This is a genomic window from Thermopolyspora sp. NPDC052614 (genome assembly GCF_040678635.1).
Classification (GTDB): domain Bacteria; phylum Actinomycetota; class Actinomycetes; order Streptosporangiales; family Streptosporangiaceae; genus Thermopolyspora.
In genome coordinates, this window is sequence record NZ_JBFATZ010000030.1 from 1 (window position 1) to 21,297 (window position 21,297).

16 protein-coding genes are annotated in these 21,297 nt (G+C 72.2%); 8 read left to right on the forward strand and 8 right to left on the reverse strand.

Annotation, left to right across the window (positions count from 1 at the left end):
- Positions 1-139: 139 nt before the first annotated feature.
- The 4 genes from AB0K60_RS35770 (at position 140) to AB0K60_RS35785 (ending at position 4,781) form a co-directional block, all read left to right on the forward strand.
- Positions 140-1,090: an ABC transporter substrate-binding protein gene (locus tag AB0K60_RS35770; RefSeq protein WP_364065672.1), complete on the forward strand. Its 951-nt coding sequence runs from the start codon at positions 140-142 to the stop codon at positions 1,088-1,090.
- A gap of 98 nt (positions 1,091-1,188) precedes the next feature.
- Positions 1,189-2,196, forward strand: a complete 1,008-nt coding sequence (locus tag AB0K60_RS35775; protein WP_364065675.1) for a pirin family protein — start codon at positions 1,189-1,191, stop codon at positions 2,194-2,196.
- A 187-nt stretch (positions 2,197-2,383) separates the two neighbouring features.
- Positions 2,384-3,433 (forward strand): aldo/keto reductase, encoded by a 1,050-nt coding sequence (locus tag AB0K60_RS35780; protein WP_364065678.1) that lies wholly within the window; start codon positions 2,384-2,386, stop codon positions 3,431-3,433.
- Positions 3,434-3,515: 82 nt separating this feature from the next.
- Complete coding sequence (locus tag AB0K60_RS35785; RefSeq protein WP_364065681.1) at positions 3,516-4,781, forward strand: acetate kinase; 1,266 nt, start codon at positions 3,516-3,518, stop codon at positions 4,779-4,781.
- A gap of 326 nt (positions 4,782-5,107) precedes the next feature.
- Here AB0K60_RS35785 and AB0K60_RS35790 read toward each other — a convergent pair whose 3' ends face one another.
- The 5 genes from AB0K60_RS35790 to AB0K60_RS35810 form a co-directional block, all read right to left on the reverse strand.
- The gene (locus AB0K60_RS35790) at positions 5,108-5,380 is read right to left on the reverse strand and encodes a DUF6343 family protein (RefSeq protein ID WP_364065684.1); all 273 of its coding nucleotides are present in this window, start codon (positions 5,378-5,380) and stop codon (positions 5,108-5,110) included.
- Between the two features lie 104 nt (positions 5,381-5,484).
- Positions 5,485-8,040, reverse strand: coding sequence for a protein kinase (locus AB0K60_RS35795; protein WP_364065687.1), 2,556 nt, complete (start codon positions 8,038-8,040; stop codon positions 5,485-5,487).
- A 94-nt stretch (positions 8,041-8,134) separates the two neighbouring features.
- A complete protein-coding gene (locus AB0K60_RS35800; protein ID WP_364065690.1) occupies positions 8,135-8,629 on the reverse strand; it encodes an NUDIX hydrolase in 495 nt (164 codons plus the stop codon).
- Positions 8,630-9,066: 437 nt separating this feature from the next.
- Positions 9,067-11,616: a UvrD-helicase domain-containing protein gene (locus AB0K60_RS35805; protein ID WP_364065693.1), complete on the reverse strand. Its 2,550-nt coding sequence runs from the start codon at positions 11,614-11,616 to the stop codon at positions 9,067-9,069.
- 594 nt (positions 11,617-12,210) lie between these two features.
- Positions 12,211-13,260 carry a hypothetical protein gene (locus AB0K60_RS35810; protein WP_364065696.1) on the reverse strand — a complete coding sequence of 350 codons (1,050 nt, stop codon included), beginning with the start codon at positions 13,258-13,260 and terminating at the stop codon, positions 12,211-12,213.
- Between the two features lie 540 nt (positions 13,261-13,800).
- On the opposite strand from AB0K60_RS35810, the gene pabB reads away from it, so the two are divergent.
- Complete coding sequence (pabB, locus tag AB0K60_RS35815) at positions 13,801-16,146, forward strand: aminodeoxychorismate synthase component I (protein ID WP_364065699.1); 2,346 nt, start codon at positions 13,801-13,803, stop codon at positions 16,144-16,146.
- 152 nt (positions 16,147-16,298) lie between these two features.
- Here pabB and AB0K60_RS35820 read toward each other — a convergent pair whose 3' ends face one another.
- From AB0K60_RS35820 to AB0K60_RS35830, 3 genes are all read right to left on the reverse strand, one after another.
- The gene (locus AB0K60_RS35820; protein ID WP_364065702.1) at positions 16,299-17,195 is read right to left on the reverse strand and encodes a sulfotransferase; all 897 of its coding nucleotides are present in this window, start codon (positions 17,193-17,195) and stop codon (positions 16,299-16,301) included.
- A gap of 190 nt (positions 17,196-17,385) precedes the next feature.
- Positions 17,386-18,045, reverse strand: a complete 660-nt coding sequence (locus AB0K60_RS35825; protein ID WP_364065705.1) for a response regulator transcription factor — start codon at positions 18,043-18,045, stop codon at positions 17,386-17,388.
- The gene (locus tag AB0K60_RS35830; protein ID WP_364065708.1) at positions 18,042-19,184 is read right to left on the reverse strand and encodes a sensor histidine kinase; all 1,143 of its coding nucleotides are present in this window, start codon (positions 19,182-19,184) and stop codon (positions 18,042-18,044) included. Before AB0K60_RS35830 ends, AB0K60_RS35825 begins: the two co-directional genes overlap by 4 nt.
- 126 nt (positions 19,185-19,310) lie before the next feature.
- Here AB0K60_RS35830 and AB0K60_RS35835 point away from each other — a divergent pair, with 126 nt between their 5' ends.
- From AB0K60_RS35835 to AB0K60_RS35845, 3 genes are all read left to right on the forward strand, one after another.
- On the forward strand, positions 19,311-19,484 hold the full coding sequence (locus AB0K60_RS35835; protein ID WP_364065711.1) for a hypothetical protein: 174 nt from the start codon (positions 19,311-19,313) through the stop codon (positions 19,482-19,484).
- Positions 19,481-20,977, forward strand: coding sequence for an MFS transporter (locus AB0K60_RS35840; RefSeq protein WP_364065714.1), 1,497 nt, complete (start codon positions 19,481-19,483; stop codon positions 20,975-20,977). The genes AB0K60_RS35835 and AB0K60_RS35840 overlap by 4 nt, the downstream gene beginning before the upstream one ends.
- 91 nt (positions 20,978-21,068) lie before the next feature.
- Positions 21,069-21,296, forward strand: coding sequence for a hypothetical protein (locus AB0K60_RS35845; protein WP_364065717.1), 228 nt, complete (start codon positions 21,069-21,071; stop codon positions 21,294-21,296).
- Position 21,297: the final 1 nt, after the last annotated feature.

Below are 21,297 nucleotides of genomic sequence, written 5' to 3' on the forward strand. Positions count from 1 at the left end.
ACGCGGTGGCCAACGACATCACCAACAACGGGATGTCGGCGGAGGACGCGGCGAAGAAGTGGGTTGAGGCCAACCCCGACAAGTGGAAGGCGTGGATTCCGGCATGATTCTCGGCGCTGGCCGACGTACCGGCCGCAAAATGCTCTCCCTGATCGCGGCGATCGCGGTCGTCCTGCCCCTGAGCGCCTGCAGCGGCGGCGAGACGGCGGACTCCGATGCGACCAGCGCCGCCGCCGAGTCCAACGCCCGCCCGGTGCGGATCGCGATCAATCCGTGGGTGGGGTACGAGGCCAGCGCCGCCGTCGTGTCGTACCTGCTCAAGACCCAGCTCGGCCGCAAGGTCGAGACCAAGAAGATGACGGAGGAGGAGGCCTGGAAGGGCTTCGAGGAGGGCACCGTCGACGTCATCATCGAGAACTGGGGCCGTGAGGCGGAGAAGAAGGAGTACATCGACCAAAAGAAGGTGGCCGTCAGCGCCGGCACCAACGGCAACGTGGGTGTCATCGGCTGGTACGTGCCCCAGTGGATGGTCGAGAAGTACCCCGACATCACCGACTACCGGAACCTGAACAAGTACGCGAACCTCTTCAAGACCTCCAAGTCCGGCGATCAGGGCCAGGTCCTCGACGGCGACCCGTCCTTCGTCACCAACGACCAGGCGCTGGTGAAGAACCTGAACCTGAACTACAAGGTGGTCTACTCCGGCAGCGAGGACGCCCTCATCGCGGCGGCCAAGCGCGCCACCCGGAACAAGACGCCGCTGCTGATGTACTTCTACGAGCCGCAGTGGCTGTTCACCCAGCTCAAGCTGGTGAAGGTCAACCTGCCGCCGTACGCGATCGGCTGCGACGCCAGCCCCCAGAAGGTCAAGTGCGACTACCCGCCGTACCTGCTGGACAAGATCGTCTCAGCCGACTTCGCGAAGAACGGCGGGGCCGCGTACGAGTTCATCCGCAACTTCTCCTGGTCGAACGACAACCAGAACGCCGTCGCCAACGACATGGTCAACAACCGGCTCACCGGCGAGCAGGCGGCCAAGAAGTGGGTCGAGGCGAACAAGATCGTCTGGCAGGACTGGATCCCCAGGTGACATGAATTTCGGACCGGCCGGTTCCCTGTGGGCCGGCCGGTTCGTCTTTTCCATACCTGTATGTGTCGGTCTGCACGCCGGAGCATACATTCGTCAGGGTGAGCAACCTTGAGAGCGAGCCGCGTGAGGCGGTGTGCGGCGGCCGGGCGGAGGCCGCCGTGGAGCCGGTGCTGGAGTTGATGCCCGGCCGCGAGGTGGTCCTCGGCGGGACCCGCGGCATGAAGGTCACCCGTACGCTGCCGACCCGGGGGCGGCGCATGGTCGGGGCGTGGTGCTTCGCCGACCACTACGGGCCCGAGCGGGTCGAGATGCGGGTGCCGCCGCATCCGCACACCGGGCTGCAGACGGTGAGCTGGCTGGTGGAGGGCGCGGTGCTGCACCGCGACAGCCTCGGCAGCGAGCAGCTCATCCGCCCCGGCCGGCTCAATTTGATGACCGCCGGACGGGGCATCGCGCACTCGGAGGAGTCACCGCGGGCGACGGCGGACGGCGCGACGGGGGCAGGCGGGACGGGGGACGCCGGAGGGACGCTCGGCGTCCTGCACGGGGTGCAGCTCTGGGTGGCGCTGCCGGGACCCGATCGGGACGTGGCCCCGCACTTCGAGCACCACGGCGACCTGCCGGTCCTCGCCGAGCCCGGCGCGACCGTGAAGGTGATCATGGGTGAGCTGGGCGGGGCCGTCTCCCCCGCGCGCGTCTACACCCCGATCGTCGGCGCGGAGGCGGCGCTCGACGCGGGCGCCCGGCTCCGGCTCCCGGCGCGGCCCGACTTCGAGTACGCCCTGCTCGGCCTGTCCGGGGAGGTCGAGGCCGAGGGGGCCGACCTGGCTCCGGGCCCGCTGCTCTATCTCGGCGCCGGACGTACCTCGATCTCGCTGACCGCGCGTTACGCGTCCCGGGTGCTGCTGCTCGGCGGGGAGCCGTTCGACGAGCAGATCGTGATGTGGTGGAACTTCGTCGGGCGCAGCCACGACGATATCGTCCGCTATCGAAAGGAATGGGCGTCTGGAGAGGGGTTCGGCACCGTCCACGGCTTCGACGGCGACCCCCTGCCCGCGCCCGACCTTCCCTCGACCCCGCTGAAAGCCCGCGGACGCGTGCGCTGAAAGCCTCCGGACGCGTGCGTTGAACGGTCGGATCCGTGCGGCGAACGGTTTCGGCCGCGCACCGAACGGTGAAATCGCCGCACCGAATGACGCCGTTTTCACGCGAGCCGCAGCGGGACCGACGCGGGGGACGCGCCGCCAACGCCGTCGGCTGGGGATCTCAGGAAGATCGAGATAGGGTGGGATCGTGGAATATCGGACGTTGGGACGGTCAGGGCTGCGCGTCTCCGTGCTCACCATGGGGACGATGACCTTCGGCGGCAGAGGACACTTCGCACGGGTCGGCGCCACCGGCGTCGACGAGGCGCGGCGGCAGGTGGACATGTGCCTGGACGCCGGGGTGAACCTCATCGACACCGCCGACGTGTACTCCGAGGGCATGTCCGAGGAGATCGTCGGCGAGGTCCTGAAGGGGCGCCGCGACCAGATGCTGGTCGCCACCAAGGTGCGCATGGCGATGGACTCCGGGCCCAACGACGCGGGCCTGTCGCGCCATCACATCATCTCCGGGTGCGAGGCGAGCCTGCGGCGGCTCGGCATGGACCACATCGACCTCTACCAGGTGCACGAGTGGGACGGCGTCACCCCGCTCGAGGAGACCCTGGAGGCGCTGGACATCCTCGTCCGCTCCGGCAAGGTGCGGTACGTGGGCTGCTCGAACTACGCCGGATGGCAGCTTCTCAAGGCCCTCGGCATCGCCGAGCGCGACCGCCTGCCCCGGTTCGTCAGCCAGCAGATCTACTACTCCCTGCAGGCGCGCGACGCCGAGTACGAGCTGATCCCGGCGGGCCTCGACCAGGGGCTCGGCGTGCTGGTGTGGAGCCCGCTCGCGGGCGGCCTGCTGACCGGCAAGTTCCGCCGGGGGCACGAGGCCCCCGCCGGGTCGCGGCAGCTCACCGACTGGAACGAGCCACCGATCCACGACCAGGAGAACCTGTACGACATCGTGGAGCTGCTCATCGAGATCGGCGAGGCGCACGGCGTCTCGGCGGCGCAGGTGGCGCTGGCGTACCTGCTGGGCAAGCCCGGCGTGACCAGCCTGGTGATCGGCGCGAAGACGAGCGAGCAACTCGCCGACAACCTCGCCGCCGCCGACCTGGTGCTCGACGACGCCGAGCGCGAGCGGCTGGACCGGGCGAGCCAGCCCCGGCTGCTGTATCCGCACTGGCACCAAGCCAAGACCGCCAAGGATCGGCTGTCGGAGGCCGATCTGGCCCTCCTCGCGCCGTACCTTTAGCCGTGCCTTTAGCCGTACCCGTAGCCGTATGCGTAGACGGTATGTGTAGGCGGTATCCGTAGGAGCCGTGGGGACGCCCCCGATGGGAGACCAGGTGGAGGACGAGGACGCGCACGTCCTGGTGCTGAACATCGGCTCATCGTCGATCAAGTACGAGCTGTTCGACATGGCCGGCGGTCATCGACCGGCCGTCGGCCTGGTCGAGCGCATCGGCGAGGACGAGGGCATGCTCACCCACCGGCCCGCCGATGCGGAGCCGTACGAGCGGCGGGAGCCGTACCCGGACCACGAGGCCGGGATGAAGGCGGTGGCGCGGGCCTTCGCCGAGACCGGGCGGGCGCTGGAGGACCTCAGCCTCAAGGCGGTCGGGCATCGGGTGGTGCACGGCGGCGCGCGCTTCCGCGACCCGGTGCTCATCGACGACGACGTGCTGCGCACCATCGAGGAACTGGCCGTCCTCGCGCCGCTGCACAATCCCGGCAACCTGGTCGGGATCCGCGCCGCGCGCCGCCTGTTCCCCGACATCCCACAGGTGGCGGTGTTCGACACCGCCTTCCATCAGACGCTCGCGCCCGCCGCCTACACCTACGCGGTGCCCCCGGAATGGGCCGAGCGGTACGGCGTGCGCCGCTACGGCTTCCACGGCACCTCCTTCGCCTACGTCTCCCGGCGCGCCGCCGAGCTGCTCGGCCGGGACCCGTCGGAGGTGAACCTGATCGTCCTGCACCTGGGCAACGGCGCGAGCGCGGCGGCGATCGAGGGCGGGCGCAGCGTGGACACCTCCATGGGGCTGACGCCGCTGGAGGGCCTGGTGATGGGCACCCGCTCAGGCGACGTGGACCCCTCCCTCCCCGCCCACCTCGCCCGCACGGCCGGCCTCACCCTCGAGGAGGTCACCGACGCCCTGACACGCCGCAGCGGCCTGCTCGCCCTCGCGGGCGCGGGCGACATGCGCCGGGTCCGCGCCAAGGCGGACTCCGGCGACGCCGCCGCCCGCCTCGCCCTGGATGTCTACTGCCGCCGCATCCGCAAGTACGTCGGCGCCTACTACGCGGTCCTCGGCCGCGTCGACGCCCTCGTCTTCACCGCCGGAGTGGGCGAGCACGATCCCCGTACCCGCGCCGAATCCCTCTCCGGCCTCGACCGCCTCGGCATCGTCGTCGATCCCGCCCGCAACGAGGCGTCCTCCCCCGCCGAACGCCTGATCTCCCCGCCGGACGCCGAGGTGGCCGTCCTGGTCGTCCCCACCGACGAGGAGTTGGAGATCGCCACCCAGTCCCTGGCCGTCGCGACCGGCCGCGGCACCGCGACGCGAACGGATCCGGTGTCGCAGGCGGGCGGCCCCTGAGCACGCGCGCCGCTCCCCGGCGGACGACCGGTCATCACCGCCGGCCCCGATCGGGGTTCACCGAGGCGGCACGCCGCATGCCCAACTCACCGGCATCGGGCGCATCAGGTCCCCTACCCGCGCGGCCCTCACCTGCGAACGCCTGGCACCGCCCTTGGCTCATGGTGTGCAGGGGGACGTCCTCATCGCCCCTACGAGGGGTCGCAACGCAGCAGGCTCTACGCGCCCGCGATCGGGCGGAGGCCGACAGCGGGATCCACCGAGGCGGCACGCCGCATACCCGACTCACCGCATGGGACGCATCAGGTTCCGAACGCGTGCCGCCCTCATCTGCGGACGGTTTCACGTTTCCGGCGCGCCCGTACGCGCTTGCGGATCACGGCCAGGTCGACCGCCGCGATGACCGCCACCACGGCCGCGATCGCCGCCTCGGCCCACCAGACGGCCTCGCCGGTGCGTACCGCCGTCACGACGAGGAGAACGGTGGCGATCAGGGCGAGCGGCAACGCCACTCCTGACAGGATCGCCCGCACTCCGAGCGCGCTCCGCGCCGTGACCGGCTCGCTTCCGCTCGGCTCCCGCCTCATCCACATCGCCATCGTCTCCTCGCTCCCGGGGCCCGCCGCCGTTCGACGTCCCCTTCCCCCATCGCCGGGGGACATCCGTACGAAAGCGGCCAGACGCCCGCGAGGGGCGGCCCGGGTCAGGAGCCGTTGATGGTCCAGAGTTGGATGTCGTTGCCGGAGGCGACGACCAAGGTGCGGCCGTCGGGGGTGAACAGGATCTGTTTGATCTGGCCGGAGGTGTTGAGGGGCTCGCCGAGGCGACGGCGGGTCGTGGCGTTCCACATCCAGACGAGGCCGTTGTCCTCGCCGCAGGCGAGGATGCCGCCCTGCGGGGTGTGGGCGACGGTGTTGATCAGGGTGGTGGGGCCTTTGAGCGGGGACCCGACGGCCTTCCTCGTGGTGACGTCCCAGATGCGGACGACCTTGTCGTAGCCGGCGCTGGCGAGCAGGCGGGGGCCGAGGAAGGTCACCACGTTCACCTCGTCCTTGTGGCCGGTCAGGCGGCCGAGGGAGGAGGCGTTCGCGGCGTTCCACAGGCGGACGGTGTTGTCCCAGGAGGCGACGGCCAGGACGCGGCCGTCGGGGCTGAAGGCCGCTCCCTTGGCGAGGATGCCGTGGCGCATGGCGGCGCCGATCTGACCGCGGTCGGACGTGCGCCACAGGCGGGCCCATTCGTAGCCGCTGCCGGTCACGAACTCGGCGCCGTCGGGGCTGAACTCGGCGAAGACCGAGCCGATCACCGTCTTCCCGGTGGTTTTGCGCTGCGCCAGGTTCCACACCTTGCCCTTGGTGTCGCGCACGCCGCCGACGCTGATCAGCAGGCGGCCGTCGGGGCTGACGGACAGCCCTTCGATGTAATCCTTGCGGTCGTTGAACTGGGCGGTCAGCTTGCCGGTGGCGACGTCCCACACCCTGATCTTGCCGTCCCACGCGCCGCTGACCACCTGGCGGCCGTCGGGCGTGACCGCCACGCACATCACCGAGGTGCCGTGCGGCATCACGGTGGGGCCGGTGAGGACGAGCGCCCCCGTCGGGCCGCCCGAGGAGGACGGCGCGGGCGAACCGGTTGGTCCGGTGGTGGTGACGGGGGCGCCGGTTCCGCTGACGCCCGTTGCGGTCGGGCCGGGCGTGCCGCCCGCCGACGCGGTCGTGGAGACGCCCGGCGTGGGCGACGGGGGCAGGCTGCCCGGGAGCGCCGCCGGTGAGGAGCCGCCCGTCGGCGTGGTCGTGGTGCCCGAGTTCAGCAGGCGCGTGCCGAGGGCGGTCGCTCCCACGCCCGCCGCCGGGACGAGCACGAGTCCGGCGGCGATGAGGAGGCTCCGGCGCGACGGGGTGGAACGCGGCGCGGAGGGAGCGGTGGCCGGACCCGAGTAGCCGGGCGGCGTGGTATCCGGCGAGGCGGCGTTCGGGAGGGCCGCGTTCGGTGGCGTAGTGGTCGGTGGCGCGGGGTTCGGAAGTACAGCGTTCGGCGGCGCGGTGGTCGGTGGCGCGGGGTTCGGAAGTGCCGCGTTCGGCGGACCGCCGTACGGCCCCGGCTGCCCCGGCTGCGGCGCGACACCGCCCGCGTACGGCGACGCCCCCGCCGCGAAGCCGGGAGCCCCATACGGCTGTGGGGCCTGACCGGGCACAGGTCCCTGGGGAAACGGCGGCGCCTCCGCCGATGACGCGGCGGACCGCTCGCCGGGAAACGTCTCCGGCCGACCCGCGTCCGCGGGCGCGCCGGCCGGCGCGAAGCCGGGAGCGCCCGAGGCGGCCACCGGCCGGACCTCGGGCGGAGTGTGCGGCCCCCACCCTGATTCGCCGCCGGACGGCTGCGAGGGCACCTCGCGCACGCGGGCGGTGGCGTTCTGCAGAAGCTCTCCCTCGGAGACCGGCCCGGGACTCTCGGGCGCCTGCCCGGTGACCAGGTAAAGCAGGGTGTCCCGGGCGGAGGGACGCTGCCCGGGGTCCTTGGCCATGCAGCGCCCGACGATGGGCCGCAGGCTCTCCGGCAGGCCGGACAGGTCGGGCTCGTGGTGCAGGACCCGGTTGACGACGGCCGCGATGGCGTCCTGTCCGAAGGGCGTCTCCCCGGTCGCCGCGAAGATCATGGTCCCGGCCCAGCTGAACATGTCCGACGCCGTGCCGACCCTGTCCCCGGAGAACTGCTCGGGCGACATGTACGGCGGCGTGCCCATGACCGAGATCGACGAGGTGATCAGGTCGAGCGCGCGGGCGATGCCGAAGTCGACCACGCGCGGCCCGTCCGAGGCGAGCAGCACGTTGGCGGGCTTGAAGTCGCGATGCACGATCCCGGCGTTGTGGATCGCGACGAGCGCGGTTGCCGTGCCGATGGCGAGCCGTTCCAGCGCGCGCGGGTCGAGCGGCCCGCGGTTCTTGACGCGATGTTCCAGCGACTCGCCGTCGATGAACTCGCTGACGACGTACGGCCGCTCCCCCATGAGGCCGACGTCGAGCACCTTTGCCGTGCAGAACGGCGGCACCTGGCGCGTGGCCTCCACCTCGCGCAGCAGCCGCTCCCGGGCCTTGGCGTCGGCGTCGTGCCTGTCGTGCAGGATTTTGATCGCGACCTGCTCGGATCCCGACTCGCCCAGATAGACGACGCCCTGGCCGCCCTCCCCCAGCCGCCCGGTCAGACGGTAGTCACCGACTGCTACGGGATCCCCCGGCCGCAGCGGCCGAACTTCTGGCACGATCGTCCCCCTCCGGTCGCCGGACCCGGCCACGTCGCCGACCGGCAATGCCAAACAAGCCCCACACCACCGTACAGAAAGTACGGCAACCTTCTCAGCCCACAACCAGGCGGGAACGGCCGTCCGCGGGACGCGTCCGATGAAGATCCAGGGCGACGTCCACCAGGTCGACGTGATCGAGCTCGGCCACCCGGTCGAGCGCCACCCAGGCGGCCATGTCCGTGGATCCGCCCACCTCGTCGCGCAACTCTCCCCCGACCACCCGGCCCTCGTACACGACCCGCACGCCGTGAAAGGTGTCCCGGCTCCCGTCGCGGACGGGCACGACGATGGTGTGGATGCCGAGCAGCCGCTCGATCTCCACCTGGTAGCCGGTCTCCTCGGCCACCTCGCGGATCGCCGCGTCGTACGGGTCCTCCCCGTGATCGACGCCCCCGCCGGGCAGCGTCCACCTCGGGCCTTCGGCGCCGACCCAGCGCGCGAGCAGCATCTCGTCCTCCCGCACGCACACGGCGTACGCCGCGAGCCTGAGCGGCCTGCCCGCCCCGCGCCACAACCGCATTCCCGCACCGCCCTTCCCGATCGTCACAGTCTGCCGCGCTCCCCGCGAAGCCGGGAAGGGCCCCCTCGGGCCCCGATCGGGGCCACGGCCCGGCTACCAAGCGGGGTCGGCGGCAGTGCGCCGGCCCCATCCGGGGGCCGCGTGTGTAGAACGTGATCGGCCGGATGTCTGCAGACACCGCGTCGGACGACGGCCGGAACCCGTCCGGAAAAGCCGGTCAGATCCCGGCAACGGCCCACCCGGGGACCGCGACGGCCGGAACCCGTCCGGGAAGACCGGTCAGGTCCCGGCAACGGCCCGCCCAGGGACCACGACGGCCGGAACCCGTCCGGGAAGGCCAGTCAAATCCCTGCTACGGCCTGATCGAAACCGCGACGGCCGGAACCTGTCTGGAAAAGCCGGTCAGATCCCGGCAACGGCCCGCCCGAGGACCGCGACGGCTGGTACCCGTCGGGGCAGGCCGGTCAGGTCGTCGTGGCAGCCCGTTCGGGGATGGCGATGGCGATCGCCGCGGGCGGCGGGCCGGGGTGGATGATGCCGAGGCGCTGGGTGGCGCGGGTCATGGCGACGTACAGGTCGTTGCGGCCTCGGGGGGAGGCGTCGAGGATGGCGGCGGGGTCGGCGATGAGCACCGCGTCGAACTCCAGGCCCTTGGCCTGGCGTACGCCCAGGACCACGGCGCCGCTCTCCAGATCCGGGTCGGGGCCGTACGCGGCGCCGGGGATCGCGGCGGCGACGGCCTCGCCCAGTTCGGCGAGCCGCGCGTCCGGCACGATCACCGCGAGCCGTCCCTCGTCCAGGGCCGTCAGTTCGCGGGCGGCGTGCTCGGCCAGCGTCGTCGGCAGGTCCTCGGGCGTGGTGGCCAGCCGCCACGGGGGCACGCCCGTCTCGCGTACGGATCGGGGGGCCTGCGCGGCGTCCGGCTCTTCGGCGGGGCCGTCGGCGAGCAGGGCGAGCACGCCGGTGGCCGCGTCCATGATCTCCGCCGGGGTGCGGTAGTTGACGGTGAGGCGGGCCAGCCGCCAGCGGTCGCCGACGTGCGGGCGCAGCACGCGGGCCCAGGAGGAGGTACCGGCCGCGTCCCCGGTCTGCGCCACGTCGCCGACGATCGTCATCGAGCGGGTGGGGCAGCGCCGCATCAGCACCCGCCAGGCCATCTGCGACAGCTCCTGCGCCTCGTCCACGATGATGTGCCCGAAGGTCCAGGAGCGGTCGGCGGCGGCGCGTTCGGCGAGCGTGCGGGCGTCGCCGGTCTCGTGCCGCTCGGCCAGCTCCCGGGCGTCGATCACGTCGGCGGCGGTGAGGATCTCGCCCTCCTCGCCCTCCTCCAAGTCGCTCGACCGCGAGCCGATGGTGATGTCGAGCACGCCCTGCGCGTACGCGATCTGCTCGGCCCGCTCGGCCTCCTCCCGGGTGAGGCCGGGGCGGCGGACCTCGCCGAGCAGTTCGGCGGCCTCGTCGAGCAGCGGCACGTCGGCCGTGCTCCAGCCGTCTCCGGGGGCGCGCAGCAGCAGGGCCCGCTCGTCCTCGCCGAGCATGGGCGCGGCGACGGCGAGGCGGTCGGGGTCGGCGAACAGGTCCCGCAGCAGCCGTTGCGGCGTCAGCGCGGGCCACAGCTCGTTCAGCGCGGCCCGCACGGCGGGGTCGGCGATCAGCTCCTTGCGCAGCTCGGCGAGGTCGGCCTCGTCCAGCAGGGGGGCGCCGTCCTGCCCGTCGCCGAGGCCGTCGTCGATGAGCTCGCGGGGGAACCCGGCGGCGATGAGCGCGCGTTTGTCGGCGTCGCTCAGCGCCCCGGTCGGGTCGCCGCCGTCGAGCGGCTCACCGTTCTCGTCGAGCACGATCGACTCCATGCGCTCGGCGACCTGCCGGGTGAGCACGTCGACGATCTCCCGCAGGAAGACCCTTCTGGCCTGGTTGTGCGTGGTCCGCGGGCCGCGCGCCCGCTCGGCCGCCCGCACGTACTCCTTCTCCTCCAGCCGCAGCGTCTCCCGGCCGTACTGGATCTCGATCGTCCCCCTCGGCACGGCCTGGCGGTCCCGTACGGCGGCGGCCAGCACCTCGGCCATCACCGCCCGGCCCTTGATCTCGGCCGTCTCGGGCGGCTCGGGGCGGCCGGCCACGACGCCGGGGAACAGTTCGCCGACCGTGGACAGCAGCACGCTGGTCTCGCCGAGGCCGGGCAGCACCTGGCCGATGTAGCGCAGGAAGGTGGCGTTGGGGCCGACGACGAGGACGCCGCGGGCGGCGAGGTGCCGGTGGGTGTAGAGCAGGTAGGCGGCGCGGTGCAGCGCGACGGCCGTCTTGCCGGTGCCGGGGCCGCCCTGCACGACGAGCACGCCCCGGTGGTCGGAGCGGATGATCTCGTCCTGCTCGGCCTGCAGGGTCTCGACGATGTCGCGCATGCGCCCGGTACGGCCGGCGTTCACGGCGGCGAGGAGCGCGGCCTCCCCGGTGAGGCCCTCCTCCGCGCCGACGGCGTCCCGGTCGAGGATCTCGTCGTCGAGGGCGACGACCCGGCGGCCGCGCAGCGTGATGTGGCGTCGCCGCCGGACGCCCTCGGGGGCCGCGGCGGTGGCGACGTAGAAGGGGCGGGCGGCCGGGGCGCGCCAGTCGATCAGCAGCGGGTCCCTGTCTTCGGCGTCCTCGGCGTCCTTAGCGTCCTCAGTGTCCTTAGCGTCTTGGGCGTCCTTAGCGTTCTTAGCGTGCTCGCCGGCCCTCGGGTGCGCCGGGTCGCCGGAATCGTCGAGGATGCCGATGCGGCCGATGTAGTGGCGTCGTCCGTCACTCAGGTCGAGGCGCCCGAAGCACAGGCCGTTTTCGGCCGCGTCGAATTTGGCCACCCGGTCGGCGTACCGTCGGTAGGCGGACTCCCGCTCGACCAGGGCCTGCCGGGTGCCGCCGTGCTCGCGCAGCACCGTGGCCAGCCGCTGTGACGCCTGTTCCCGCAGCTCATCGACGCGCCGATAGAGCATCTGGACGTATTCCTGCTCGCGCTCGATCTCGCTGTTGGACAATTGCGCCCCCTCCTGCTACAATAAATTGTGAGTATCTGTGTGCTGATTGATATTTTTGGCCGACGTCAATCATAAGCCGTTTTGCGTGCGCTCGCGCACATCCATGTCCGCCCCGGTAGTCAGGGCGTGACGTCGTCGCGTATCGGATCCGGGCTTTCAGCCTGCCGGTGAATCCGCAGAAGAAACAGTCTTGTTCTTGCCGGTGTTCCTGAGTCCACCGGAGAAACCGCAGTTCATCAGGCTGTCGGAGGATGGCGATTTCGATGCCGACCGGACCGGGGTGGCCGAAGGCGGCGGCTCCCGTCCGCCCCGCCGCCGCTTCCGGTCGGAAGGTCGGGGAGGCGTCCAGGGCCCGGCGAGCCGGGTCGGATCGCCGGGCCCGGTTCCCGCCGGAGGCGCGGCACGTACGGCCCGCACGCGTCGTCGGCGCCACGACCCGCGCCACGACCCGCGTCACGGCCGGCCGGAGAGGGGGACGCTCGCCGCCGCCCGTGGGGATGGTGAACGGCGGCGAGCGCGGTTTGTCACGCTACTCCTAGATCAGCCTCTGCCTGGGCTTTCATGCATTGACGGAATGTTGGTAACCGTTTCGCGCTAGTTGGGCGTCCGGCTCTTGTTGAGCAGATCGTTGACCCCTTCAATCAGCCGGGACACCACCAGGCCTAGCACGACCAGGCCCCCGGCGAGCATCTGCACCGTCCACGACGGCCAGTCGCTCAGGATGAACAGCGTCTGCGCGCTCACCACGACCACCACGCCGAGCAGGGTGCCGAACACCCCGGCACGCCGTCCGAAGACGCTCACGCCGCCGATCAGGACGGCGGCCAGCGCCGTCATCGGCACCATCTGGACGGCGGGGGACGTGGCGGCCTGCAGCCGCATCAGGTCGGCGAGCCCCGCGATCCCGGCGAGCAGGCTCGATCCGGCGAACCCGACGAGCGCCCCCAGGCCCGTCCGCAGTCCGGCGTACCGTCCGGGCTCCCCGTCCCGCCGGACGCCGCCGAGCGCCCGCCGTACGCCCGGGATCAGCCAGACCGCACCACCGATCATCGACAGCGCCGCGAAGGCGACGAACGCCGGGACGGCGGGGAACTCGCCGAGCCGTACCGCGATCGTGGCCGGGCCGATCAACTCGACGTAGGCCGCCGACAGCACCGCGGCGGCGCCGAGGCTGAGCGCCCAGCCGGGCACCGACAGCAGCATCGTCAGCAACCCGAGCAGCACCCCGGCGACGAGGGCCGCGCCGACGGCGGCGGCGATCGCCACGCCGTCCGGCCACCCTTCCCGCATCAGGTACGCCGTGAGCCCGCCGGTGAGGCCCGCGATCACGCCGACCGCCAGGTTGGGCGTCGCGGTGCGCAGCGACAGCGACAGCCCCATCGCGAGCAGACCCGCCGCTGCCGCCGAGCCGAACATGTTCGTCAGATGCTGAGGCGGGGCGGCGGCGAGATTGGCCAGCACCAGGCCCGCGGCGGCCAGCGCCAGCAGCGCCTCCCACACCAGGTTCGGCAGCAGGCGGTCACGTGCCTCGCGCGCGGCCGTCGGCCCCTCCTCCAGCGGCGCTGGGCGCGGCGGCGGTGTCGACAGCACCTCTTTCCACGACGGAAGTGTCACGTCGGTCTGCTCTGATCGTGCTTCGCTCACCTGCTCCTCCCCCGTCACGCTTGTTTGTGCTCATACTGGCGTAAAGGACAGGGCGAACATGTTCGATTGACGGATCGGGGTTCGCCCTCGGTCAACGGTCACAGTCACAAAGCATGCATGGTTTCCCGTGACCCGGCCGATTGACACATGTTTATGGCTGATCGTGAGCAGCGAGTCACAGCCGGCCATCTCAAGGAGCGTTCCGCCTCGGGTGGTCCAACGACCGTCCCGTCAGAGCCCCCATCGCGGCCGATGCAGGCCGAGCCGGGCCGCCGGCACAAGCGTCAAATGACGGTCGGCGCTCGCGTCCAGGTTCCGATATGCAGCAAGACGCTCATCCGTGAGCGTTATGCTCCGACTCGCTTAGGATGAGGTGCTTAGCGGGGATTCCCGGATGCCGGGCCGGCAGGCCCTCGTCCGCCTCCGCGATCACAGCCGGGTCTGATGGCGGTCATCTGCTCGGGCGGGTACAGCGCGGCGCGCCGTTCGGCGAGGAGTGCCGGGCGGGCTGCCCTGGTCCGATGGCGGCGGGCGGGAAACATGCGGACGCTGCTGATAGACAACTACGACTCGTTCACCTACAACCTCTGGCACTACCTGGCGGAGCTCAACGGCACCGCCCCGGTCGTCATCCGCAACGACGACGCGCACTGGCGGCTGAGCGACCTGGCCGGATTCGACAACGTCGTGATCTCCCCTGGACCGGGCACCCCGCGCCGCGCCACCGATCTCGGCATCGGGCGCGAGGTGATCGAGCACGCCGACATCCCGCTGCTCGGCGTCTGCCTGGGGCACCAGGCCGTGGCATACGCGCACGGCGCCACGGTGGACCTCGCGCCGGAGCCCCGCCACGGCCGCCTCTCCCCCGTCGAGCATCGCCGCGACGGGCTCTTCACCGGGATTCCCTCGCCCTTCCAGGTCGTGCGCTACCACTCCCTAGCCGTGACGGACCTGCCCGAGGATCTGGAGGCGACGGCCTGGACCCCTGACGGCGTCCTCATGGCGCTGCGTCACCGCAGGCGGCCCCTGTGGGGTCTGCAGTTCCATCCCGAGTCCATTTGCACCCAGTACGGCCGACAAATCCTGGCCAACTTCCGCGATTTGACGCGCGAGTTCTTTCGCGCCCGCCAGGCCGCCGAGGGTTCGGCGGCGCGGCCGTACCACCTGATCCGGGACGGCTTCCGGCCGCCGGTGGCCGCTTCCGCGCCCGCCACGCCCGCTTCCATACCCGCCCCGCCCGCTCCCGCGCACGCGGCGGCGACGCCTGGCCCGTCGCCCGCCCCGCCCGCTCCCGCGCACGCGGCGGCGATGCCTGATGCGTCGCCCGCCCCGCCCTCCGGCCCCGCCCGGCCGACCCTCCCGGCCGCCACGGCACCCGTGTCCGGCGCATCCGACGACCCGTTCGTCGAGGCGGAGGTGCTGGTGCGGCCGCTGCCCACACGGTGGGACGACGAGGTGGTGTTCGACGCGCTGTTCCGCTCCGCCGAGCACGCGTTCTGGCTGGACAGCAGCCTCGTCCATGAGAAGGCGGGGCGGTTCTCCGTCATGGGCGACGCCTCCGGGCCGCTCGCGCGCCGCGTGAGCGCCGACGTACGGCGAGGCACCGTGACGATCACCTCCGAGGGCCGGACCCGGACCGTCGAGCGCAGGTTCTTCGACTGGCTCGACGACGACCTGCGGCGGCGGCGGACCCGCCTGCCCGACCTGCCGTTCGACTTCACGCTCGGCTGGGTGGGCCACCTCGGCTACGAGCTGAAGGCCGAGTGCGGCGCCGAGGACGCCCACGCGTCGCCCACCCCCGACGCGAACCTGATCTTCGCCGACCGCGCCGTCGTGTTCGACCACGCCACCGCGACCACGTACCTGCTGGCCCTGGCCGTCGGCGGCGACCAGGCCGCGGCGCTGGACTGGTTCGAGGAGACGACCGCACGCCTGCGCGCCCTCGCCGGGCGGCGGCCCGGCCCCGCCGGCTCGCCGGGGCGCGCGGGACGGGTGCGGCTGCGGCACGACCGGGACCGCTATCTGGAGCTCATCGCCGCCTGCCAGGAGGCGATCGTGCAGGGCGAGACGTACGAGGTGTGCCTCACCAACATGCTGCACGTCTCCGGCGAGTTCGACCCCTGGGAGTGCTATCGGGCGATGCGCGCGATCAGCCCGGCCACGTTCGGCGCGTACCTGCGGCTCGGGCCGGTGTCGGTGCTGAGCGCGTCCCCCGAGCGCTTCCTGCGCGTGTCCGCCGACGGCGCGGTCGAGTCCAAGCCGATCAAGGGCACCCGGCCGCGCGGCCGAACTCCGGCGGAGGACACGCTCATCGCCAAGGAGCTGGCCACCAGCGAGAAGGACCTCTCCGAGAACCTGATGATCGTCGATTTGGTCCGCAACGACCTGGGCCGGGTCGCCGAGGTCGGCTCCGTGCACGTTGCGAAGATCTTCGACGTCGAGACGTACGCGACCGTGCACCAACTCGTCAGCACCGTGCGGGCTCGGCTGCGCCCGGACGCCTCGGCCGTCGAGTGCGTCCGGGCCGCCTTCCCCGGCGGGTCCATGACCGGCGCGCCCAAGATCCGCACCATGCGGATCATCGACGAGCTGGAGGCGGGCCCGCGCGGTGTCTACTCGGGCGCGATCGGCTTCTTCTCCCTGTCGGGCGCGGCCGACCTGGCCATGGTCATCCGCACCGCCGTGATCACCCCGGAGGGTCTCGCGTACGGCGTGGGCGGGGCGATCGTCGCGCTGTCCGATCCGGCCGCCGAGTACGAGGAGACCGCCGTCAAGGCGATTCCGCTGCTGCGCGCCCTCGGCATCGCCTTCCCCGGCGCCGAGTCCGCCGACGGTCGCCCGAACCGGCCCGCCGCTCAGCCGATCGTCTCCGGTTCCTCCGCGTAACCGCCCCTCCGGGACGGACGCCGGGCTGATCGCCGGGAGCCGTGCGGGCGTCGAGATCCGGTCGGCGACCGCCCCGAACGCGGGGCCTGGAGAGGGCGGCGGCGCCGTCCTCTACGCGCCGGGCAGGGCACCGCGTCGGGAGGAGGGACCGCTCAGTACCCCCACAGACGGCACATCTCGCGGAGTTCCTCCGCCACCTCGTCCGGCTGGGGCAGGGGACGCCCCGGCTGGACGGTGCCCGTCTTGATCTTGTCGCGCCAGTCGCCGATGCCTTTGACGAACTCGCCGTGGTCGTGGCGGCCGTAGTCGAGCATCTCCGGCTCCCACGCAACGCCCAGATGGTCGCAGATCTGCCGGGTCACGGCGGCGGGGTCGGTGGTCAGGTCCTCGTAGCGCACGGTGACGCCGTCCAGGGCGGTCCTGGCCTCCTGGAGGTACTTCATGTACTGGTACGTGTGCGGGACGGCCTCGCTCATCGGGCGTTTCTCCGGGTCGGCGTCGTGCCACGAGACGGCGATCGACATCGGATGCCGGATGAGGAAGATGAACCGGGCGTCCGGCCAGCACGTGGCGATCCGCTTCCACGCGAAGACGTTGCTGGGCGTCTTGTCGACGAGGATCCTCTTCCCGCTTTTGACAAGCTCGCGGTGGAGCATCCGGTCCCACAGGATGTGCTCGATGTCGCTGTTCGTGTGACCCAGCGCCTCCATGGCCTGCACCACCGGGTCGGTGGTCAGGGTTACGGTGAGCCGCCGTACGTGCATCTCGATCGGGGCGTGAATCTGGGAGTGGCTGTTGAGCATGACCCGCAGCAGCGTCGATCCGGAGCGTACCGGGGACATGACGAACACCGGCGCCTCCAGCAGCCGGTCGATCTTCGGGTCGGCCGGGGGACGCACCTGGTCGCCCGGGGCGCGGGCGGGAGGCGGCGGGGTCGGAGCGGGGGGTGGGGCGGGTGGCGCGGGTCGTTCGATCATGCGGCGGGCTCGTGTGAGGTTGTACCCGGTGACCCCTTCGAGCGTCGCGTTGACCTTTCTCCTCCAGTTCATAGCGTGCAGACGCTAGGGCACCGCGGTTACGCACGGTTGAACGCGAGGCGACCCGCACCTCTCTTCCGGCTCCGAATCCGCTGTGGGCTTCCCGTCTTCCGCGCAGAGCGTCCGCTCGGCGTACTTCACGACGACCGCCGTCGCCAAGCGGGCAGCGGCCGGGAGCCCGACCGGCCCGGCGGGTACGCGATCAGCCGCGCCGCGGGGTGACGAGGCCGGACTCGTAGGCGAACACCACGAGCTGGGCGCGGTCCCGGGCGCCGAGCTTCGTCATCGCCCTGCTGACGTGGGTCTTCGCGGTGGTCGGGCTGATCACCATGTGGGCGGCGATCTCGTCGTTGGACATGCCGCGCGCCACCAGCGCGAGGACCTCGCGCTCGCGGTTGGTCAGCACGTCGAGCCCCTTGGGAGCGGGCTCGGGGCGGCGGGCGACGTACTCGTCGATGAGACGGCGGGTGATCGCGGGGGACAGCAGCGCGTCGCCGCGGGCCGCGACCCTGATGCCCTGCAGCAGGTCGGCGGGCTCGGTGTCCTTGACCAGGAAGCCGCAGGCCCCGGCGCGCAGCGCGTTGAAGACGTACTCGTCCAGGCCGTAGTTGGTGAGGATCACCACGTGCAGGCCGCTCAGCCCATCGTCGGCGGCGATCCGGCGGGTCGCCTCGATGCCGTCCATCACCGGCATCTGGATGTCGATGAGGGCGACGTCGGGCCGGTGTTCCCGGGCGAGCGCGACGGCCTGCTCGCCGTTCTCGGCCTCGGCCACCACCTCAAGGTCGTCCTCGGTCTCCAGCAGGGCGCGGAACCCGGCGCGGATGAGCGACTGGTCGTCGGCGAGCAGCACGCGGATCACGATGGTCCTCCAAGGGGAAGCTCGGCGCGCACCGTGAAGCCGCCCGCGGGGCGGGGCTCGGCCCGCAGCCGGCCGCCGAGCCCCGTGACGCGCTCGCGCATGCCGAGCAGGCCGGTGCCGGGCACGGGCGGGGCGTCCGGGTCGGCCTCGCCGTCGTCGTCGACCTGGACGATCAGCTCCTCGTCGGCGTAGTCGATGCGCACCTCCGCGGTCGCCTTGCCGGCGTGCCGGGAGACGTTGGTGAGCGCCTCTTGGACGATCCGGTAGGCGGCCCGGTCCACCTCGGCAGGGAGTTCCCGCCGCCTGCCGGAGATCGTCAGCGTGGCCGGCAGGCCCGTCGAGCGGGCCCGCTCCATCAGATCGCCGAGCCGGTCGAGGCCGCTTGCCTGGGCCTCGCCCTCGCCGCCGCCGGGGTCGCGCAGCACCTCCAGGGTGGCGCGCAACTCGCGCATGGCGTCGCGGCTGGCCTCCTGGATGGCCAGCAGCGCGGGGGGCACGTCCTCGCCGCGCTTGCGCGCCAGGTGGACGGCCACCCCGGCCTGCACCTTGATGATCGAGATGCTGTGGGTGAGCGAGTCGTGCAGTTCCCTGGCGATGCGCAGCCGCTCCTCGCCCGCGCGGCGGCGGGCCACCTCCTCGCGGGTGCGTTCGGCCTCGGCGGCCCGGCGCTCGGCCTCCTCCAGGTACGCCTGCCGGTGCCGGGTCACCGTACCGGCGATGCCGGAGGCCACGAACCAGCCGACCAGCAGGGAGACATAGTCGAAGCTCCGCGCGAATCCGTCGTCGCCGGACAGGCTCACCGCGAGGCCGGCGGCGACGAAGATCGTCCCCGCCAGCCCGGCGGCCAGCCGATGACCGGCCCTGACCGCGGCGAACACCGACAGCAGCACGGGGAAGGCGGCCAGCGGGCCCGGGTGGATGCGCACCGCGATCACGAGCATGCAGGCCGTGCCGACGAGCAGCGACACCAGGGGTGCCCGTCGCCAGACGACGAGCACGAGCGAACCCACCAGGGCGGCCACGATGTCCGGCGCGCCCCAGCCCGGCGTGCGGAACACGACGACCGCCAGCAGGAGGGCCACCGTCGCGGCGAGCAGGCCGTCCGGGGCGAGGGGACGCCACCGCCTTACGAACCTCATCTTGTGTAGGTTAAAGACTGTTTCGGCGCGGGTCCTCCGCAGGAGGGCGTATTTCGGCGCTACTCCCGGCGAAGTAGCGGGACCGGCCCTGCTTCCCGGGTGCCAGGGCGAGATGTCTTCCCGGACATGACGATCGCCGGACGGCCGAAGTCCACGATGTCCGGCATGAACACGATGCGAATCAGGTGCTGGTTCCGCTACGCGAACGTGGACGGCCGCGGTCCCGCGCCCCTCACCCGGGAACGCCCAGCCGAGCTGCTCCCGGCCGAGGGGTCGGCGCGAAGGGGTGATCCGCGTTGAGCGGCGGGGAGTCGAAGTTCGGGCGGGCGGTCGCCGCGTCGGGTGCCGGAGCCGAGGGCAGGCCCGGGATCGTCCTCGCGGCCGTGGCCGTCGCGCAGTTCATGGTGTCGCTGGACCTGTCGGTGGTGAACGTCGGGCTGCCGCGGATCGCCGTCGGTCTCGGCTTCGGCGCGGTGGACCTGACCTGGGTGATCCACGCCTACGCGCTCGCCTTCGGCGGGCTGCTGTTGCTGGGCGGCAAGGCCGCCGACCGGTACGGCCGGGGGCGGGTCCTGCTGTTCGGCCTCGCCCTGTTCGGGCTCGCCTCGCTCGTCGGCGGCTTCGCCCAGGAGCCCTGGCATCTGGTGGCCGCCCGTGCCGTACAGGGGGTGGGGGCCGCCGCGCTGGCCCCGGCCGCGCTGGCGCTGCTGACGGCGACGTTCCCCTCGGGCAGGGCCCGCGTCCGGGCCTTCGGCGTGTGGAGCGCCATGAACGCCGCAGGGGGCGCCCTCGGCGTGCTGCTGGGCGGCGTGCTCACCGAGTACGCCGGCTGGCGCTGGGTGATGTTCGTCAACGTGCCGATGGCCGTCTGCGCGCTCGCGCTCGCCTGGCGGGCCGTGGACGCGGGCCCGCCTCCGGCTCGGGACGCACGCCCGGACGTCCTCGGCGCGGTGCTGGCCACGGCGGGCATGACGCTGCTGGTGTTCGGCCTGGTCCGCACCGACCGGTACGCATGGACGTCGCCGGTGACCCTGACGACCCTGGCCGTCGCCGCCGCGCTGCTGGCCGCGTTCCTGTTTGTCGAGCGGACCACGGCCCGCGACCCGCTGGTCCGGCTCGGCCTGTTCGCGAACCGCTCGGTCGCGGGGGCGAACGCGTACAACCTGATGGTCGGCGGCGCCATGGCCTCGGCCTTCTACTTCGGATCCCTCTATCTGCAACGGGTGCTCGGGATCGGGCCCTCCCTGACCGGGCTCGGGTTCCTGCCGTTCGCCCTCGGCGTCGTGGTCGGCTCGGTGGCCGCCGTCAAACTCGGCTACCGTTTCGCGCCACGGGCCCTGCTGATCGTCGGCGGGCTGCTGACCGCCGCCGGGCTGGCCTGGTTCGGGCTGATCAGCGCGGACGGCGCGTATGTGACCCACGTTCTGGGGCCGTCGATCGTCACCAGCATCGGCTTCGGGCTCTGCCTCGGCCCGGTGGTCTCCACCGCCACGGCCGGCGTCGCCTCCCACGAGGCCGGCACCGCCTCGGGCCTGCTCAACAGCTCGCGGCAGATCGGGGCCTCGCTCGGGCTGGCCGTTCTCGGCGGCGCGGCGCACGCCCGTACCGGCCCCGCCGTCACGCCCGAGGCGCTGAGCGACGGGTACGCCCTCGGGCTGACGCTCGGCGCGGCGCTCCTGGTCGCCGCCGTCCTCATCGCCCTCGTCGTCCTGCCCCGGACCGGTGCGCCGAGGCCGTCCGAGCGGGATGTTGATGGCGAATCGTCCACGGCACGGCCCGCCTCGGCGGCATGATCGGCCGCTCGGCGGTCGGCGTCGGATCGCCACCGGCCCCGCTCAGGCGGCGGGCGGCGGTCACGCGCCCACCGATGCCGCGTCCCCGCGGGTGGGACGCGGCATCGGCGCGGCGGAGGTGCTGACGATCCCGGTGCTCGCCACCGGAGGGGTGGCGGCTCCTCAAGGGCACGACCAGGAGAGCCTGCGCCTCGGCCGTCGCCGCGCCGTCGGCGTGCCAAGGCCGCTCAAGCGGCCGCCATTCGGCTTCAAGACAAGTTGGAGAGGGATCCAAGTGACCTGCCACAGCCTGGAGGAGCGCAACGAACGCACTACCTGAC

Bases quoted from the DNA above. Each gene is read 5' to 3' on its own strand.
- pabB (WP_364065699.1), top strand. From the start codon at position 13,801: ATGCGGACGCTGCTGATAGACAACTACGACTCGTTCACCTACAACCTC.
- AB0K60_RS35790 (WP_364065684.1), bottom strand. From the start codon at position 5,380: ATGGCGATGTGGATGAGGCGGGAGCCGAGCGGAAGCGAGCCGGTCACG.
- AB0K60_RS35835 (WP_364065711.1), top strand. From the start codon at position 19,311: ATGACGATCGCCGGACGGCCGAAGTCCACGATGTCCGGCATGAACACG.
- AB0K60_RS35820 (WP_364065702.1), bottom strand. From the start codon at position 17,195: ATGAACTGGAGGAGAAAGGTCAACGCGACGCTCGAAGGGGTCACCGGG.
- AB0K60_RS35770 (WP_364065672.1), top strand. From the start codon at position 140: ATGCTCTCCCTGATCGCGGCGATCGCGGTCGTCCTGCCCCTGAGCGCC.
- AB0K60_RS35785 (WP_364065681.1), top strand. From the start codon at position 3,516: ATGGGAGACCAGGTGGAGGACGAGGACGCGCACGTCCTGGTGCTGAAC.
- AB0K60_RS35830 (WP_364065708.1), bottom strand. From the start codon at position 19,184: ATGAGGTTCGTAAGGCGGTGGCGTCCCCTCGCCCCGGACGGCCTGCTC.